The 16,345-nt window shown below is 46.9% G+C and carries 15 protein-coding genes; 10 read left to right on the top strand and 5 right to left on the bottom strand.

The window, feature by feature from the left end:
* The first annotated feature begins 54 nt into the window (after window positions 1-54).
* From proB to AAEU32_RS09650, 4 genes are all read left to right on the top strand, one after another.
* Window positions 55-1,161: a glutamate 5-kinase gene (proB, locus tag AAEU32_RS09665; RefSeq protein ID WP_421970319.1), complete on the top strand. Its 1,107-nt coding sequence runs from the start codon at window positions 55-57 to the stop codon at window positions 1,159-1,161.
* A 120-nt stretch (window positions 1,162-1,281) separates the two neighbouring features.
* The gene (locus AAEU32_RS09660; protein WP_421970318.1) at window positions 1,282-1,641 is read left to right on the top strand and encodes a glutaredoxin family protein; all 360 of its coding nucleotides are present in this window, start codon (window positions 1,282-1,284) and stop codon (window positions 1,639-1,641) included.
* A gap of 144 nt (window positions 1,642-1,785) precedes the next feature.
* Window positions 1,786-3,276, top strand: coding sequence for a glutamate--tRNA ligase (gltX, locus tag AAEU32_RS09655; protein ID WP_421970317.1), 1,491 nt, complete (start codon window positions 1,786-1,788; stop codon window positions 3,274-3,276).
* 143 nt (window positions 3,277-3,419) lie between these two features.
* Window positions 3,420-4,121: a DUF3581 family protein gene (locus tag AAEU32_RS09650; RefSeq protein WP_421970316.1), complete on the top strand. Its 702-nt coding sequence runs from the start codon at window positions 3,420-3,422 to the stop codon at window positions 4,119-4,121.
* 700 nt (window positions 4,122-4,821) lie between these two features.
* Here AAEU32_RS09650 and AAEU32_RS09645 read toward each other — a convergent pair.
* The 3 genes from AAEU32_RS09645 to waaA are packed head-to-tail and all read right to left on the bottom strand — an operon-like array spanning window position 4,822 to window position 7,547.
* Complete coding sequence (locus AAEU32_RS09645) at window positions 4,822-5,712, bottom strand: NAD-dependent epimerase/dehydratase family protein (RefSeq protein ID WP_421970315.1); 891 nt, start codon at window positions 5,710-5,712, stop codon at window positions 4,822-4,824.
* A 27-nt stretch (window positions 5,713-5,739) separates the two neighbouring features.
* Entirely contained in the window at window positions 5,740-6,288 is a 549-nt protein-coding gene (locus AAEU32_RS09640; protein ID WP_421970314.1) for a DUF1415 domain-containing protein, read from the bottom strand.
* A complete protein-coding gene (waaA, locus tag AAEU32_RS09635; RefSeq protein ID WP_421970358.1) occupies window positions 6,288-7,547 on the bottom strand; it encodes a lipid IV(A) 3-deoxy-D-manno-octulosonic acid transferase in 1,260 nt (419 codons plus the stop codon). The genes AAEU32_RS09640 and waaA overlap by 1 nt, the downstream gene beginning before the upstream one ends.
* A gap of 153 nt (window positions 7,548-7,700) precedes the next feature.
* On the opposite strand from waaA, the gene AAEU32_RS09630 reads away from it, so the two are divergent.
* Window positions 7,701-9,128 (top strand): capsule assembly Wzi family protein, encoded by a 1,428-nt coding sequence (locus tag AAEU32_RS09630; protein ID WP_421970313.1) that lies wholly within the window; start codon window positions 7,701-7,703, stop codon window positions 9,126-9,128.
* A 13-nt stretch (window positions 9,129-9,141) separates the two neighbouring features.
* Here AAEU32_RS09630 and AAEU32_RS09625 read toward each other — a convergent pair whose 3' ends face one another.
* Window positions 9,142-10,155 (bottom strand): glycosyltransferase family 9 protein, encoded by a 1,014-nt coding sequence (locus tag AAEU32_RS09625; protein WP_421970312.1) that lies wholly within the window; start codon window positions 10,153-10,155, stop codon window positions 9,142-9,144.
* Between the two features lie 327 nt (window positions 10,156-10,482).
* Here AAEU32_RS09625 and AAEU32_RS09620 point away from each other — a divergent pair, with 327 nt between their 5' ends.
* A complete protein-coding gene (locus AAEU32_RS09620) occupies window positions 10,483-11,067 on the top strand; it encodes an SIS domain-containing protein (RefSeq protein ID WP_421970311.1) in 585 nt (194 codons plus the stop codon).
* 3 nt (window positions 11,068-11,070) lie between these two features.
* Window positions 11,071-12,510, top strand: a complete 1,440-nt coding sequence (gene hldE / locus AAEU32_RS09615) for a bifunctional D-glycero-beta-D-manno-heptose-7-phosphate kinase/D-glycero-beta-D-manno-heptose 1-phosphate adenylyltransferase HldE (RefSeq protein ID WP_421970310.1) — start codon at window positions 11,071-11,073, stop codon at window positions 12,508-12,510.
* Window positions 12,511-12,527: 17 nt separating this feature from the next.
* On the opposite strand, the gene AAEU32_RS09610 is transcribed toward hldE, so the two are convergent.
* Window positions 12,528-13,250 (bottom strand): 3-deoxy-D-manno-octulosonic acid kinase, encoded by a 723-nt coding sequence (locus AAEU32_RS09610; protein ID WP_421970309.1) that lies wholly within the window; start codon window positions 13,248-13,250, stop codon window positions 12,528-12,530.
* 136 nt (window positions 13,251-13,386) lie between these two features.
* Here AAEU32_RS09610 and AAEU32_RS09605 point away from each other — a divergent pair, with 136 nt between their 5' ends.
* The 3 genes from AAEU32_RS09605 (at window position 13,387) to AAEU32_RS09595 (ending at window position 16,337) form a co-directional block, all read left to right on the top strand.
* Window positions 13,387-14,433, top strand: coding sequence for a glycosyltransferase family 9 protein (locus tag AAEU32_RS09605; protein WP_421970308.1), 1,047 nt, complete (start codon window positions 13,387-13,389; stop codon window positions 14,431-14,433).
* Entirely contained in the window at window positions 14,430-14,981 is a 552-nt protein-coding gene (gene gmhB, locus AAEU32_RS09600) for a D-glycero-beta-D-manno-heptose 1,7-bisphosphate 7-phosphatase (protein WP_421970307.1), read from the top strand. The genes AAEU32_RS09605 and gmhB overlap by 4 nt, the downstream gene beginning before the upstream one ends.
* A gap of 159 nt (window positions 14,982-15,140) precedes the next feature.
* Window positions 15,141-16,337: a glycine C-acetyltransferase gene (locus AAEU32_RS09595; RefSeq protein WP_421970306.1), complete on the top strand. Its 1,197-nt coding sequence runs from the start codon at window positions 15,141-15,143 to the stop codon at window positions 16,335-16,337.
* Window positions 16,338-16,345: the final 8 nt, after the last annotated feature.

The raw sequence follows: 16,345 nt of genomic DNA, 5'->3' as shown, positions 1-16,345 counted from the left end.
ATCGCTCTACATTAAGGTAATAATGGGGTTTTTGGGACGTGAGGAAGGCGACGAGTGCAAACGCAAACTATCGTCATTAAATTAGGCACCAGTGTGCTGACCAATAATGGCCAAGGCCTAGATAGAGCGCACATGGTTGAGTTGGTTCGCCAATGCGTGCAATTGCAAAAGGCAGGACACCGTATTGTGCTGGTTTCCAGCGGTGCAGTGGCGGCAGGACGAGAGCTACTTGGACGCACTCCCAATAATGAAACTTTGTCACAAAAACAGATGCTGGCGGCCATCGGTCAAAGCCAATTATTGCACACATGGCAAAGTTTGTTTGCCTTATACGGTGTGCCTGTTGGGCAAATGCTGCTGACTCGCGCCGACTTGGATGACCGTGAACGTTATCTCAACGCGCGAGATACCTTACTTGCGTTGCTCAAAGAAGGTGCTGTGCCCATCATTAATGAAAATGATGCGGTCGCCACCGCGCAAATTAAGGTTGGTGATAACGATAACCTTTCTGCACGCGTTGCGGTGCTTGCAGATGCTGATAAATTGCTGTTATTGACTGACCAACCTGGGTTGTTCAGTGCCGATCCGCGCTCTAACCCAGATGCGCAGTTGATCCCTGAAATTCGTGATATTGATGACACGGTCAAGGCGCTTGCTGGTGGCAGTGGCACGGCTGTGGGCACCGGCGGTATGGCCACAAAAATTGAAGCAGCCAGTATTGCCCGTCATGCAGGTGTTGATGTGGTGATAAGTGCCGGTCATGGTGATAACGTGATAATCAATTGCCTAGAGCAGCAACTGGGTACGCGTTTTGTCAGCCTTAAAGCACCTAAAAATACTCATAAGCGCTGGCTTTTGGCGGGTCCTGTGAGCAAGGCGCATATTCATATTGATGCGGGCGCTGCAAATGCAATTCGTAAAAATGGCGCAAGTTTGCTGCTGGTGGGGATCACTGCTTTTGATGGCGAATTTCGACGCGGAGAGTTAGTGCAAGTGTTTGATACCGAGGGTAACAGTATCGGCAAAGGCGTGGCGCGCTATCACAGTGAAGAATTAGCCTTGGTTTTGGCACACCCGAATGAACCTAAAGAGCGAGTGTTGGGTTATGACAATGGCGCTATGCTCATTCATCGTGATGACTTTGTAAGCTTTCTTGATTAATTTGCGCTAGTGATACGGTGCATGCCCTGAGCGTTTGCAGTGTTTATAGCATGCACTTGTCGCTATTTTAACCGTCGTGGTACACTCTGCGCCCCAAAATAGTTAGCGATTAGAGTGTTTATGAAGTTTGTACGTTGGTTTTTAGGCCGTATCATCTTGTTTTTTAATTTCATTTTCTCACCACGCAGTAAAAAGCGTGATCCTCAAGCGCAGCAGCAATTAGATTCGCAAACCGCGAATATGGCGCTGTATCAATTTCACGCGTGTCCATTTTGTGTAAAAGTACGTCGCTCCATTAAGCGCAACGGTTTAAACATTGAAACCCGTGATGCTAAAAACGATGACAATTACCGCCAAGAATTAGCTGAGCAAGGTGGCAAAGTCAAAGTACCTTGTTTGCGTATTGAACAACAAGGCCAAGTGCAATGGCTGTATGAATCATCTGATATCGTCGCTTATCTTGATAAGTTAGCAGCGTAACAGTCAATTTTTTACCGCAATGCCGAGGGCTGCTGATTATCCGCAGTTAGTCGCCGTATTGCGGTGTTTTCCTCTACGAAACTCCCCGTCTTTGTGCTAGCATTTGCAGCAAATTTTTAGTTGCTATATGAAAGAGAAGCTAGCATGACTGAGAACAAGATTGTTCGTACCCGTGTTGCCCCGTCACCAACGGGTGATCCGCACCTAGGCACAGCCTACATTGCCCTATTTAACTATTGCTTTGCTAAGCAGCAGGGCGGTGAATTTGTATTACGTATCGAAGATACGGATCAGGTGCGCAGCACGCCAGAGTCAGAACAAGCAATCATGGATAGTTTGAAGTGGCTAGGTCTGCAGTGGGACCATGGTCCTGATGTAGGTGGCGAATTTGGCCCATACCGTCAGTCTGAGCGCTCTGACCTATATAAAAAATATGCACACCAACTAGTGGAAGAGGGTAAAGCCTTTTATTGCTTCGCAACAGCCGAAGAACTAGATGAAATGCGTGAACAGCAAATGGCAGAGGGTCTGCGTCCTAAATATGATGGTCGTGGTTTAAACCTGAGCGAAGAAGAAGTAAAAGCAAACCTAGAAGCGGGTAAGCCTTATGTCATTCGCATGAAGATCCCAGCACAGGGCACGTTCAAGTTTAATGACTACCTACGCGGTGAGATTGAGATCCCGTGGGAAAACGTGGATATGCAAGTATTGCTTAAGCAAGATGGCTTCCCAACATACTTCTTAGCGAACGTGGTTGATGATCATCACATGCAAATTAGCCACATTTTCCGTGGTGAAGAGTGGATTAACTCCGCCCCTAAGCTGTTAAAGCTATACGAAGACTTTGGCTGGCAAGCGCCGGTGCTTGGCCACTTACCACTGCTTCGTAACCCAGATAAATCAAAGCTATCAAAGCGTAAGAACCCAACGTCTATCAATTACTACAAAGAAATGGGTTTCTTGCCAGAAGCGGTGTTGAACTACCTTGGTCGTATGGGCTGGTCAATGCCTGATGAGCGAGAGAAGTTTACCCTTGAGGAGATGATTGCACACTTCGACATGAAGCGCGTTTCTTTGGGTGGTCCGGTGTTCGACATTGAAAAGCTGAAGTGGTTAAACGGTACGTGGTTACGTGAAGATTTCTCTGATGAGCAGCTGATCCAGCGTTTTGTAGAGTGGAAGTACAATGGTGCAATGCTACAGCGCATCTTGCCTGAAGCAAAAACACGTATCGATACTCTTTCTGATTTGGTTGACCTTGCTGGTCACTTTGTTGCGGGTATGCCGCACTATGACCCAGCACTACTTACCGACGGTAAAGCTGACGAAGATGTTGTGCGCCAAGCTCTGCAATTCTTTATTTGGGAACTTGAAGTATTGCGCACGTGGGAAAAGTCAGAAATCTTTGCAATCGCGAAAAAAGTAGCGACCTTCCACGAGTTGAAGATCAAAGACTTCCTTGAGCCAATTTTTGTGGCCATCACAGGTAAAAAATCATCAACATCGGTTATTGATGCGATGGAAATCTTAGGCTCTGATATGTCTCGTGCACGTTTGCGTGTTGCTCTTGAGCACATTGGTGTTTCTAAGAAGCAAGCGAAGAAGTTAGAGAAAGCCTACCGCGACTTTAACTAATACAATAGTGTTGAATATGAGCCGTCTTGTACTCAAGACGGCTTTTTTTGTGCCAAATTGTCGCTAAAGCCAACAGATTAGACCTCTCTGTGCTTAATATTTGTTACACTGCCGCGGTTTTTTTGTACTCAAGTAGAGCAAGTATGTTAGAGCAGTATTATCAAGATTTTGGCAGCCACGTATGCATCACCCGCGAGCAGGGCAGTCGTTTTGCCAAAGCCGTGGCGGATGATTTCAATCCATTGCACGATGTGGACGCGAAGAAATTCTGCGTGCCAGGTGATCTTCTCTTTTCTGTAGTACTTGATAAGTACGGCATTAACCAAGAGATGCGCTTCACTTTCGCCAGCATGGTAGATGAAGGCGTAAAGCTAGGCATGCCCGAGGGCGCAGCCCAATTCGACATTAAAGACGGTGACAAGTGTTACCTTAGCGTTGAGCGCGACGGTTTAAACAGTAAGTGTAAAACCCTGACTAACGCGTTAATAAGAAACTACGTGGAGTTCTCAGGTAAAGCATTTCCGCACGTGGTTATTCCATTGATGAGCAAACAAGGAGTTATGATTAACCCTGCACGCCCGATGATCATCTATGAATCAATGAGTATCCATTTAGATAAAATTGACGTGCAAGCCCCTGAGTTGCGTGAAGCAGAGCATGAATTTACCTTCGAAGGTAAACGCGGGAAAATCATCTTGCGCTTTGATTTGCTTGAAAATGGCGAAGTGATTGGCCGTGGTGAAAAGCACATGCTGGTATCGGGCATTCGTGAGTACTGCCAAGACACAGTTGATGCGCTTATCAGCGGCTACAACGACAAAAAAGCGTTATTAAAATCGGCATAAGTTGGACTGTCGGTGCGCCGATAATGCACGTATCCGGGCGTTGATAGATGCTAAAAGATCAATGTGAAAACATTGGCCTTTTTTGTAGGTTGGGCTTTAGCCTGACGACGCACCGCACCGCACCGCACCGCGCCAAAGCGCAAGGCTGAGGCCTTGCCACCATGCTGTTGGTGGATGCGCACGGTTATTTTGTAGGTTGGGCTTTAGTCTGACGACGCATCGCGCCAAAGCGCAAGGCTGAAGCCTTGCCTACACGCTGTTGGTGGATGCGCACGGTTATTTTGTAGGTTGGGCTTTAGTCTGACGACGCACCGCGCCAAAGCGCAAGGCTGAAGCCTTGCCTACACGCTGTTGGTGGCGTGATTGTTGTGACCTCTTGCGCACGGTTATTTTGTAGGTCGGGCTTTAGCCTGACGATGCCCCGCGTCAAAGTGCAAGGCTGAAGCCTTGCCTACACGCTGTTGGTGGCGTGATTGTTGTGACCTCTTGCGCACAGTTATTTTGTAGGTCGGGCTTTAGCCTGACGATGCCCCGCGTCAAAGTGCAAGGCTGAAGCCTTACCTACACGCTGTTGCTGGATGCACAAGGTTATTTTGTAGGTCGGGGTTTAGCATGACGACGCACCGCGCCAAAGTGCAAGGCTGAGGCCTTGCCTACACGAAACAAACATCCAAGGTCAGGATTTACCCTAAAGCGCTAGTCACTTTAAACTGGAAGATGAGAGCACTGGCAAGACTTCTGATGATTCATCGTCCAACATTGCTAACACACTCTCAAAACCATAGCATGGGGTCCATTCGAGCAGCTTTTGAGCTTTGCTGGAGTCGTATACACGGTCGAGTTGCGAGGGGAGTTGCCAACCTCTTTGCGCGAAAGCATCTGCAAGGGCAGGGCACTTTTCGGCCAGTAATACGTCGGCTTCATGATATAAGCGCGCTACATCATGGCGCGAAAAAGGTGTCTTGGCTGAGATAATGAAACGCTGGAAACCACTTAGTCGCTTTTCAATCGCGGCTTGGTGTGCGCTGGCAGCATCGCGTGCATCGATGCCACGGTTGAGTCGGTAAACAGCCATTAAATCTGCAGACTCAGGAAAACAACGCGACATTTGCAGCACGGTGACGGGCATGTTGTAGCGTAAAGCCAAAGCCTCAAGCGTGTGCTCAGCGGCTCGCTTGGTGTGATGGTAAATGCTTCTGGGTTGTGGGGTCACCTCTTCATCCACCCACCCGGCAATGCCTTGGGGAGTTGAAGCATAGCCGTATAGCGCTGTGGTACTTGTAAAAATGAAGTGTTTTACACCCAATTCAATACATCGCAAGGCAAGCTGCTCTGTGCTATCGACATTGATGCTGTGAAAAGTCTTGTTGCTAAATAACTCTACATGAGGGGCGTGCAGTGCGGCAGTATGCACGACCACATCAACATCTTTGAGAGCGCGCTTTATGAGGCGTTCATCGCGGATGTCGCCAACATAATCGGCCGTGGAGCAAGGGGTTTTGTCGATGCCGACCACGGTGAATGAGCGCATGAGCTTGATATAAATTGCGCGGCCAACTCTGCCCGCTGAACCTGTGACCAGTACCTTCATCGTTTTCACTTTAGTAGCAAGAGTGCATTATCGTTCAATTTTAGCCGCACACTTGCTGAGTAATTCATGCCAAAAATCAGCACCTTTTCGCCTCGCTAGGCGCATGTTGTTTTCGGGAATACTTTCTGGTTCATCATAACTCTCAAGCGCGTGTTCCATACTCTCTTCACGGATAATATGCAAAGTTGGGTAGGGCGCCCGGTTGGTATAATTTGCTGCATCGTCATCGGTGCTATCAGCGAACACATAATCAGGGTGGAAATGGGCAAGTTGGTATGTGCCTTCAAAGCCTTGCGCTACTAAAAGTGCGTTGGCTAAATCAATTAAGCCGAGAAAGTCATCAAAATCAGTAAAGCCCTTATCGAAGCACACTAAGGTGGTTTCAATTTCCGGATGCTGATTAAGTGCTTGGCACTGCTCTAACGTGTCCATTACCGCATCTTCGGTCTTGCTTGCAGAACTGATGTGGTATTTGATGGTGTTATTTTCCATTTCTTTGCGTGCAAAGGGACAAAAATTGTATTTCACAATGACTGAACGTACCCATTCACGCATTGCTTGTTCACATTGAGTCATCAAGATGCTCCTTTGAATAAAGACAGTGTACGGGCAATCGCACCTTGGTTTTGCTTAACCACTTCCAAGCCTTTTTGGCCCATATTCTGACGAGCCTCCTGATCTTGTAATAACGTGAATAATTCGTTTGTGAGTGAGTGTTTATTTACATAGCGCGCACCGCCATGTTGGATAAGTGCAGGGTAAACATGATCAAAATTGAAGGTGTGCTCACCGCTCAATACCGCCACCCCATGGGCGCACGCTTCGAGGGGGTTGTGTCCACCGCGGGTAACTAAGCTGCCACCAATAAAGGCAACATCTGCTGCGCCGTACAGCATGGTCAGCTCACCCAAGGTGTCGGCTAACAATACCGCCTCACCTTGGTGTGCGCCCTCACTTCTGCGGCTAAATGATACCTTCATCTGGGTGAGTAACTGCGCGACTTTATCAAACTGCTCTGGGTGGCGGGGGGCGATAATAAGCACAGCATCAGGCAAGGTTTCACGCAGTTGCTGGTGCGCTGCGACTAATAACTCTGGCTCACCCGGGTGAGTTGACCCTGCAATCCAGATAGGGCTTTGATTGAGGCTCTCTTTTACTGACTTTGCCTGTGCTTGTTGTGCGTCAGTCACCTGAATATCGAATTTAATTGAGCCAGTTACCTGTAGTTTGTGCGGCGCAAGGCCAAGATCAATAAAACGCTGGCCATCGTCATGATGATGACAAGCCAGTACATCGATATCGGTCAAAATAGCACGAGTGAGTGGCGCGACTCGGGCATAGCCCTGTGCGGATTTGGCTGACAATCGAGCATTAATCACTAGCGTATTTAATCGGGCGCACTTTGCTTGATGTAATAAATTGGGCCACAACTCGGTTTCAATAATGGCAAGGGTTTTAGCTTGGCTGCGACGAACAAAGCGCCTTTGCGATAGCGGTAAATCAAACGGCATGTAGCATACGTTTACGCGCCCGGATGCAATTTCTTTATTAAATAAGGTGTCAATTTGCTCGCGGCCTGTTGGCGTGTTTGTTGTCACCACAAGACGGTATTCGCTTGTATCGATGAGTAAGGCTTTAATTAACGGCGCGGTAGCAAGCACCTCTCCTACTGAGGCGCAGTGCAAAATGATGTCGCCTGTTGCATGGGAAAAGCCAAATCGTTCTTTAAAGTAGCGGCGGTAACCGGGGTTCTTGCGTCCACGTAAGCCATACAAATATAGCCACACAAGTGGCATTAATAATGTGAGAATGAGGGAATAAAAAAAGCGTGAAATCAAAGCAAATCCACGAGTTGTTAGCAAAGTCTAAGTGTAACCTGAGTCATGCTTGAAGCCAAAGCTTTGCACCAGTATTACAATTTAAAAGCTGAGGAATGAATATGAATTTGTTACTATTTATGCCATTACAACAAGGCGCTAGGAATGCAAATGAAAGGATATAAGCTCGCCAGCACATTGGTTGCAGGCGTTTTACTGTGTGCTGCAACGTCACACGCTTTAGCAAAACCAACGGCTTATCTGCCAATTGGTTATGACGTTAATCTTGAGCAGCAAATTGACCGTATGTTTGTAAAAACTACGGGCACGCCAATGGCCAAGCCATACCGATTTTCTGAAATCAATAAAGCACTTGGTAAGCTCAAAACACAGGATCCCGCGCTATATCATTCTATTTCAAACAAAATCGCGCGTTATCGCAGTAATGATGCCGTAACACGTGTGGGCGCAACCTTGCGCTACGAGCATGACAAAACCACTGCGCTTGCTAACCAACGTGGTTTAACCACAGATGAGTGGGGGCAAGTGATGTTTGAGGGCATTTGGCGTCCAAATAATGCCATGCTAATGCAGGTGGGCTTGGAATATCGTGCCGAGGCGGGCGATGTCGTACCTTATAACACCTTTGTTGCTATTGCTGGTGAAGACTTGCAGCTCAACCTGGGTTACAAAGAGCATTGGTTCTCGCCGTTTAAAACAGCTGGGCAAATGGTCTCGACCAACGCTAAAACATCACCTTCAATTTCACTGGGCATGGTGGCGCCGGCTCACAACTGGTGGAACTTTGATTTTGAACTGTACTACCTTGAACTTGAGTCGGTTAAAGAAGGTATTCTGTATCAAGGACAGTGGTACGATGGCAGCCCTCGCGTGGCAGGCACCCATATTAGTTTCGAACCGCTAGAGGGGTGGAAGGTGGGTCTTAATCGCATCATGCAATTCGGTGGTGGCCCGCGTGAAGTCGGATTTAGTGATGTAGTCGATGCCTTTTTCGACCCAGCTGGCAGTGATAATAGTTACTCAGAGCAAGAGCGAGATACTGAGCTGGGCGACCAGCTAGCTTCTGTAACGTCAAGTTTTTACTTCGATTGGGGTATGCCTACCGAGTTGTATTTTGAATACGGTGGTGAAGATACGCAAGGTGGTACAAATACCAGTTTAGGTAATCAAGTCACCTCGTTTGGGGTCTATTTGCCGGAACTCACCTCGAGCATTAGTGCGCGTTATGAATACAACAAGTGGAAAACAGCATGGTATACCAATAGTTTATACCGCTTTGGTAACACCAATGACGGTTTTGTCTTCGGTCATTATGCTGCTGATAGACGGGTGTTTGGTGATGGTGTGCCAGCCCAGGTGCATGCCCTTGTTGTTGATTATCAACAAGATATGGACTCACTGTGGCAGGTAAAACTGACCATGCAAGATAATGAGTCAGCGCTTTACACCGGCTCGCAAGAGCTGCAACTGCTTAATAGTCAGGTTATCGACGGCTATCGAGTGGAAACGCAAATCACCTATGGTAAAGATGTTTTTGACGAAAGTTATGGTCATGCATCGCTATCACTGTATTGGTAACGGGCAGCGCTACTTAGGCATTAGCTAGCAGAGCTAATGCCTTATCTGCTACATCTTGAGCGTTTATTGAGTCCACGCGTTTACCGCCAACAAGCACCTCTCCGGGTCCAAGAGGACGCCATTGTCTGGCTTTTTCACGTATCAGTGCCACAGCAGGCACACCTAAACTAGCCGCCAGATGCATGATTGCCGTCTCGACACTGATCACCAGCCGAGCCTGACTCATCATGGCAGGCAACTGATAAAAATGCTGTTGAGCGCTGAAAGTCACTATGGTGATGTCCTGCAAATCAGCGCGTTGTATTTGCTCTTCAAGCAAAGCAAGCTGCTCTGAGGGGGCATTGATCACAAATTGCAGTTGCGGGTCTTTTACATGCATTGCACGAATGCATTCCAACACTTGCGAAAATTGCCAATCGCGTTTTTGGGTTGTCGATAAATGGTTAATAAATACCAAGTTATCTGAGTTTGCAGACGCTTTTGCATCATCCAAATAATGCTGAGGCACCGATAAGTGCTGAAAAGGCGAGCTTGGCGCAGGTATTTCAATCAAGGCGCTAAAATGATGTTGGTAAAAATCACTAATGTGATCAAATTGATTACTCGGGGTGATAGCAAGGCTCGCGTTCAAAGCGTTGATTTTGCCTTTATGGAAAATACGCTTCAATCCGCGCACACCATGAGCTCCGCAAGCGAGATTTGCACCGGCAATGTCACGAGCAAACTGGCAGAAGCGTTCACTGCGTTGCGTGGCAATGAAAAAGACGATGTCATAATTGGCTGATTTGGCCTGTTCTAACTGAGCCTGGCGTTGCTGAGGTGAGCTAGGGTTCGCATACACAGTGCCCACATTTGGCTCGCTTTCAAGCCATTGGCTAAGAATTTGATTACGTCCAGAATGCCACGTTTTGTGATGGTCACGACAATCATCAAACCATATATCAATGCGTAAATGAGGGTAGGTGTTAGCAAGCTGCTTGAGAAACACTCCTTGATAAATATAGTCACCTAACGCTAAGTGGCTCATATAAAGCACACGTTTTGCATTGTTGAGCTTCGCTGCGCTGATTAAGGGGCTACTTCCATGCATTGACACTTATCAAGGCCTAATTAGATGATTGACGAACTTAGCAATGATAGCAAAGAGCCAAGTCTATTGGCAGCGCAACAGTGTGATAAAAACGTTATCATCTTCTGGTTATTGCTAGAATTGAACACTAAACAAACACTTTTTGCTTGTTACGGTGTTTTTTAAGGAGCGTGTTCTGTGATGGCGGTAACATCAGGACAAAAACGTGCAATTATAAAAACTCTTTGGAATAATGCCGTTAAAACTCGCGAATGAGGAAAAACAATGGTCAATACTGACAATGCAGCAGCTACTTACTTTGAGAGCCTAGCTCGCCACCGCGCTCTTTTTGAAACTATGGACAACTATCAAGATGAAGCAGCAGCGCTGCTAAATCAATGCCACAAAACGCTACAAGCGGGTGGCAAAGTTATTTGGTTTGGTAATGGTGGCAGTGCGGCGGATGCTCAGCATTTAGCGGCGGAGTTTGTAGTGCGCTATAAAGCAGAGCGAGGGCCATTGGCATCAATCGCGCTGACTACGGATACGTCGATTCTTACCGCACACTCTAATGACTACCACTTTGATACTGTATTTGAGCGCCAAGTTCAGGCTCTGTGTAAGCCACAAGACTTAGTCATTGGCCTAACCACTTCGGGTACCAGTGCAAACATCAATTTAGCATTGGCTGCTGCTAATGAGATTGGTGCCTACACAGTTGCATTGACAGGTCGTGAGGGTGGTACGGTAAAAGACATAGCTAAACTGCCGATTATCATTGCTAATGATGAAACTGCGCGTATTCAAGAGGCGCATATGTTTATCGGTCATTGGCTCTGTGAAGCGCTTGATTTCCTAGTTGCGGAGTAATTCATGGATTTAGGCTTACTAAAACATTTAAACAAAGCCAAAGTATTGGTGGTTGGCGATGTTATGCTTGACCGCTATTGGCATGGCGACTCAGGTCGTATTTCACCTGAAGCACCGGTGCCTGTTGTAAAAGTAAATCAACTGGAAGATAAAGCCGGTGGTGCTGCAAACGTGGCTAAAAATATTGCCCGTTTAGACGGGCAAGTTGGCTTGTTGGGCCTCATTGGTGAAGATGAGAGTGGGCAAACGCTTGAGCGCATATTGGCCGAAGAGAAAATAGACTCACAACTAGTAAATGTTGTTGAGCTGCCTACCATCGCAAAAATGCGCGTGATCAGTCGCCACCAACAAGTGGTACGCCTAGATCAAGAAGAACAATTTTCTAAAGAACACTCACAACTCCTACTTAATCGCTTAGAGCGCGTGGTAGATGAATACGACTTTATTCTTTTCTCTGATTACAACAAAGGTTCATTGACTCTGATTGAAGCGATGATCCGTGTGGCCAAAGATGCTGGGAAAACCGTGTTGGTTGACCCTAAGTCACCACATTTAAGTTTGTATCGTGGCGCTGATTACATCACTCCTAACTTGAATGAATTCAAATTAGCGGGCGGGGATGTAAGCTCAGAGCAAGCACTTACCGAAAGTGCCCGTGGGCTTATTAAAGAGGCGGGCATCGGCAATATGCTACTTACACGCTCAGAGCAGGGCATGTCATTGATCAGTGCCACACAAAAGCATGACTTTGCAGCTCAGGTGCGTGAGGTAAGTGATGTTACAGGTGCTGGTGATACAGTGATTGCTACGCTCACTGTGATGCTTGGTGCGGGCATGACACCAGCAGATGCTGTGGAGCTTGCAAATATTGCTGCGGGCATCGCTGTAAGCAAACTTGGCGCTGCTACCGTATCCCCAGAAGAGCTAAGCCGCAAGCTTGGGCAATACCTTCGCGAAAACGGCGAGCACTATCAAACCCCATTTGATTCTGTGTTACAACACATTGAATTTGCTAAGCATAATGGTGAAACAATCGTGTTTACCAATGGCTGTTTTGATATTTTACACGCCGGTCACGTTCGTTACCTTGCACAAGCAAAGGCGATGGGAGACAGGCTGGTTGTAGGTCTTAACACCGATGATTCAATTGCCCGTTTAAAAGGCCCTGAGCGCCCAATTAACCCGCTAGATGAGCGTGCAATGGTGCTCAGTGCATTGGCGTCAGTAGATTGGGTTATCCCATTTGGTAAAGAAGAAGAGAATGACACGCCTGCGAAGCTGATTGAACAAATTAGCCCTGACATTCTTGTTAAAGGGGGGGATTATAAGGTGGAAGATATCGCAGGCGCTGACCATGTACTGCGCCATGGTGGCAAAGTAGAAGTCTTGGAATTTCTCAACGGCTGCTCAACATCGAATGTGATCAGTAAAATCCGCTCTTAAATTTCACTTCTGGCCTATCAGTCAGCCATTGCTCGCTGATAGGCTTTCTCTAGTGTTTGCCAGTCTTGCGTTGACCAATGAAAGTGAGGTTGTCGCGTAGCCTCTTTGACAAAACTGCGTTGTAATCGCGCCATGTTTTGTTGTTGCCATTGGGTGTTCGCCGGGCGAATTTCACCACGATCAAAATCGATAACATGCACCTTGTTTTGCTTATCAAATAAAATGTTATTGATATTTAAATCAGCATGATAGACACCCGATTTGTGGAACTGAGCAATCGTCACACCAATCTCGGTGATGGTGGTTTCGTCCAGTTGCTCTGCTACGAGTCGCTCGCACAAGCTCACAGCTCCCTCTAAAGCACGAGTGATGATGTCCCCGCGGTAAATAAGCCCCGACTTTTGTACCATTGCAGCAATAGGTTCAACCACAGGTAGGCCTTGTTGATACAAAGTGCACATCAATGAAAACTCTTGATAAACACGGGTATTTCTCATTGATGTATAAAGATACTCATCCCGCAATACCTTACCCACTAAACCACCGCGCCAGTAGTGACGCAGCACCGCTTTTAACTCTTTATGTGCAAAGAAATAGGCTGTTGCACGTCCGGTTTTTTGTGCGAATACTTTATTTTGGTCAAGCCAAAACTCTGGATTAAACCAATTGGCATCAACCGCCAGAGGGTTACCGTCTCGGGTGAAAAGCGTTTGCGTTGAACTAAGGGGAGTGAGCTGCATGAATAATAGCAATGGGTGCACAATAGGCTCAGTGTAACGTTTTTCATAACGACGATAAACTCGTTAAACACATAACTTGCAATGCGCTGGCGTTGCTTTAACATTTGCTGCAGTTTTTTGCTTTAGGAACTCCCCCGTGCAACTTTGCTCAGTCCAGTCTATTTGTGTACTTCGCCTCTCTGCTATTGGTGATGTGTGTCATGCGGTTGCAGCCGTGCAAGCGATCCAACGGATTCACCCCAACGCTAAAATCACCTGGATTATAGGTAAAGTGGAAGCCATGTTACTGAACGGCTTACCGGGTGTTGAGTTTGTTGTATTTGACAAAAAACAGGGCAAAAAAGCGTTTAAAGCCCTGCGTGAAGCACTCAAAGGGCAGCAGTTTGATGTGCTACTAAATATGCAAGTTGCATTTCGTGCCGGGTGGGCAAGTCGGGCTATCAACGCCAAGGTTAAATTAGGTTTTGATAAAGCTCGTTCGAAAGAATTGCATAGCTTGTTCATTAACAAGCGCATTGAGCCTAAATCGCAGCCGCATGTGCTCGAAGGTTTTATGCAATTTGCACAGCAATTGGGTGTTAGTGACTTCACGCCGCACTGGCAACTTCCGTTGAGTGACAGTGACCATCAAAAAGCGGCTGAACTTGTTGGTGATGACGCTGAGCCTTTGTTAATTATTAGTCCTGCAGCGAGTAAAGCTGAGCGTAACTGGTTGCCAGAGCGCTATGCGGCAGTGGCAAATCATGCTCTTGCCAAAGGTTTTAAGGTGGCGATAACGGGCGGTCCAACAGACATGGAGCGGGACCTTAGTGCAGCCATTTTAAGTCATTGCCAAGGCGAGGTAATGAATCTTGTTGGCAAAACAAGCTTGAAAGAACTTACATGCGTACTTGGCTTAGCTACCGTGGTGGTTGCTCCTGACACGGGGCCTGCACATATGGCTGTGACGCAAGGTACGCCGGTTATTGGTTTATACGCCCATTCTAACCCCAAGCGTACGGGCCCTTATCCTTATCAAGATTATGTGGTTGAAGTGTACAATCAGGCGGTACTTGAACAACATGGTAAACCTGCACACGCGTTGCCATGGGGTGTACGTGCTAAGGGGCAATTAATGGATCGCATTCAAGTTGATGACGTTATAGCCATGTTCGATAAAGTAGTAAGAGAACATAGATTATGAGTAATAAAGCGGTTTTCCTTGATAGAGATGGGGTGATCAATGTCGATCACGCTTATGTCCACAAGCCAGAAGATTTTGAGTTTATCGACGGTGTGTTCGAAGCCTGCGCAGCATTTTCTGCGATGGGATATCGTTTGATTGTGGTCACCAACCAATCGGGAATTGCTCGTGGTTATTACACGCAAGAGCAATTTGCGCAGCTAAGTCAATGGATGAAGGCTCAGTTTGCCGAGCACGGCGTGACGATTGATGCAATTTATTATTGTCCGCACCACCCCGAAAAGGGCCAAGGTATCTATTTAACTCAGTGTGATTGTCGCAAACCTGAGCCAGGTATGTTGCAACAGGGTATAGAGGCATTTTCCCTAGACCCGAGCCAATGCGTGATGGTCGGAGACAAGCACGGCGATATGATTGCTGCGAAGCGCTGTGAAATCGGCACGAAAGTGTTGGTGCGCAGTGGTCAGACTTTTTCTGAAGATGCTTTACAAGATGCTGATTTCGTTTGCGATTCACTAGCCGAAGTACCACAAATTATCAATTCGTAAATATCTATGCTCAGTGTCGGCATTTTTATCTGGTCAAACCCATCCCACAAACAATGCAATTGTTGCGCGAACCTTTTACAATAGCGCTAAATTTTAAGATTCATGGAGCAATGGCCGTGCGTGTTGCTCCAAATACCTGTTCAAGTATCGGAGAAATTTATGAGAGCCTCTGCGTTTTATACCCAGTTGCAGGCGCAAATCGAGCAAGTAAAGGCGGACGGTCTTTATAAGAGCGAGCGCATTATTACCTCACAGCAACAAGCTGAAATCGAAGTGTCCAGTGGTGATAAAGTAATTAACTTTTGTGCTAATAACTACTTGGGCCTAGCGAATCATCCTGAGCTTATCAAAGCAGCGCAGCAAGGTTTAGCTGATCACGGTTTTGGTGTGGCGTCTGTGCGCTTCATCTGTGGTACGCAAGACATCCATAAAACTCTTGAAGCTAAAATTAGTGACTTCCTAAAAACAGAAGACACCATTTTGTACTCGTCATGTTTTGACGCCAACGCGGGTTTGTTCGAAACAATCCTAGGCGCAGATGATGCAATTATCTCAGACTCTCTCAACCACGCTTCTATCATTGATGGCGTGCGTCTGTGTAAAGCAAAGCGTTTCCGTTATGCAAATAACGACATGGCTGATCTAGAAAAACAATTGATCGCGGCGGATGAAGCGGGTGCTAAAACTAAATTGATCGCAACTGACGGCGTGTTCTCAATGGACGGCGTGATTTGTAATCTTAAAGCCGTATGCGACTTGGCAGACAAGTACGATGCGCTAGTGATGGTTGATGATTCACACGCAGTGGGCTTTGTTGGTGAAAATGGCCGTGGTACCGCTGAATACTGTGGCGTAATGGACCGTGTAGACATTATCACTGGTACTTTAGGTAAAGCGCTAGGTGGCGCATCAGGCGGTTATACATCAGGTAAAAAAGAAATTGTTGAGTGGTTACGTCAACGTTCTCGTCCTTATTTGTTCTCAAACTCATTAGCACCATCAATCGTGACAGCCTCTATTAAAGTGCTAGACATGCTAGCTGATGGCAAAGAGTTGCGCGATACACTGTGGTCGAATGCGGCGTATTTCCGTGAACAAATGGAGGCAGCAGGCTTCACCTGTGCAGGTAAAGATCATGCAATCATCCCTGTAATGCTTGGTGATGCTAAACTTGCAGGACAAATGGCTGATAAGCTTCTTGCAGAAGGTATCTATGTGACAGGTTTCTCATTCCCTGTGGTACCTAAAGGCCAAGCACGTATTCGTACACAAATTTCTGCTGCCCACACTAAAGAGCAGCTTGATAAAGCAATTGCAGCCTTTACTCGTATTGGTAAAGAGCTGGGCGTTATTTAAGGAGCGCA

The sequence above is a fragment of the Pseudoalteromonas maris genome (genome assembly GCF_049257235.1).
Classification (GTDB): Bacteria; Pseudomonadota; Gammaproteobacteria; order Enterobacterales; family Alteromonadaceae; genus Pseudoalteromonas.
Note: the sequence above shows the minus strand (reverse complement) of the source record. Positions and strands in the feature narration are given on the sequence as shown.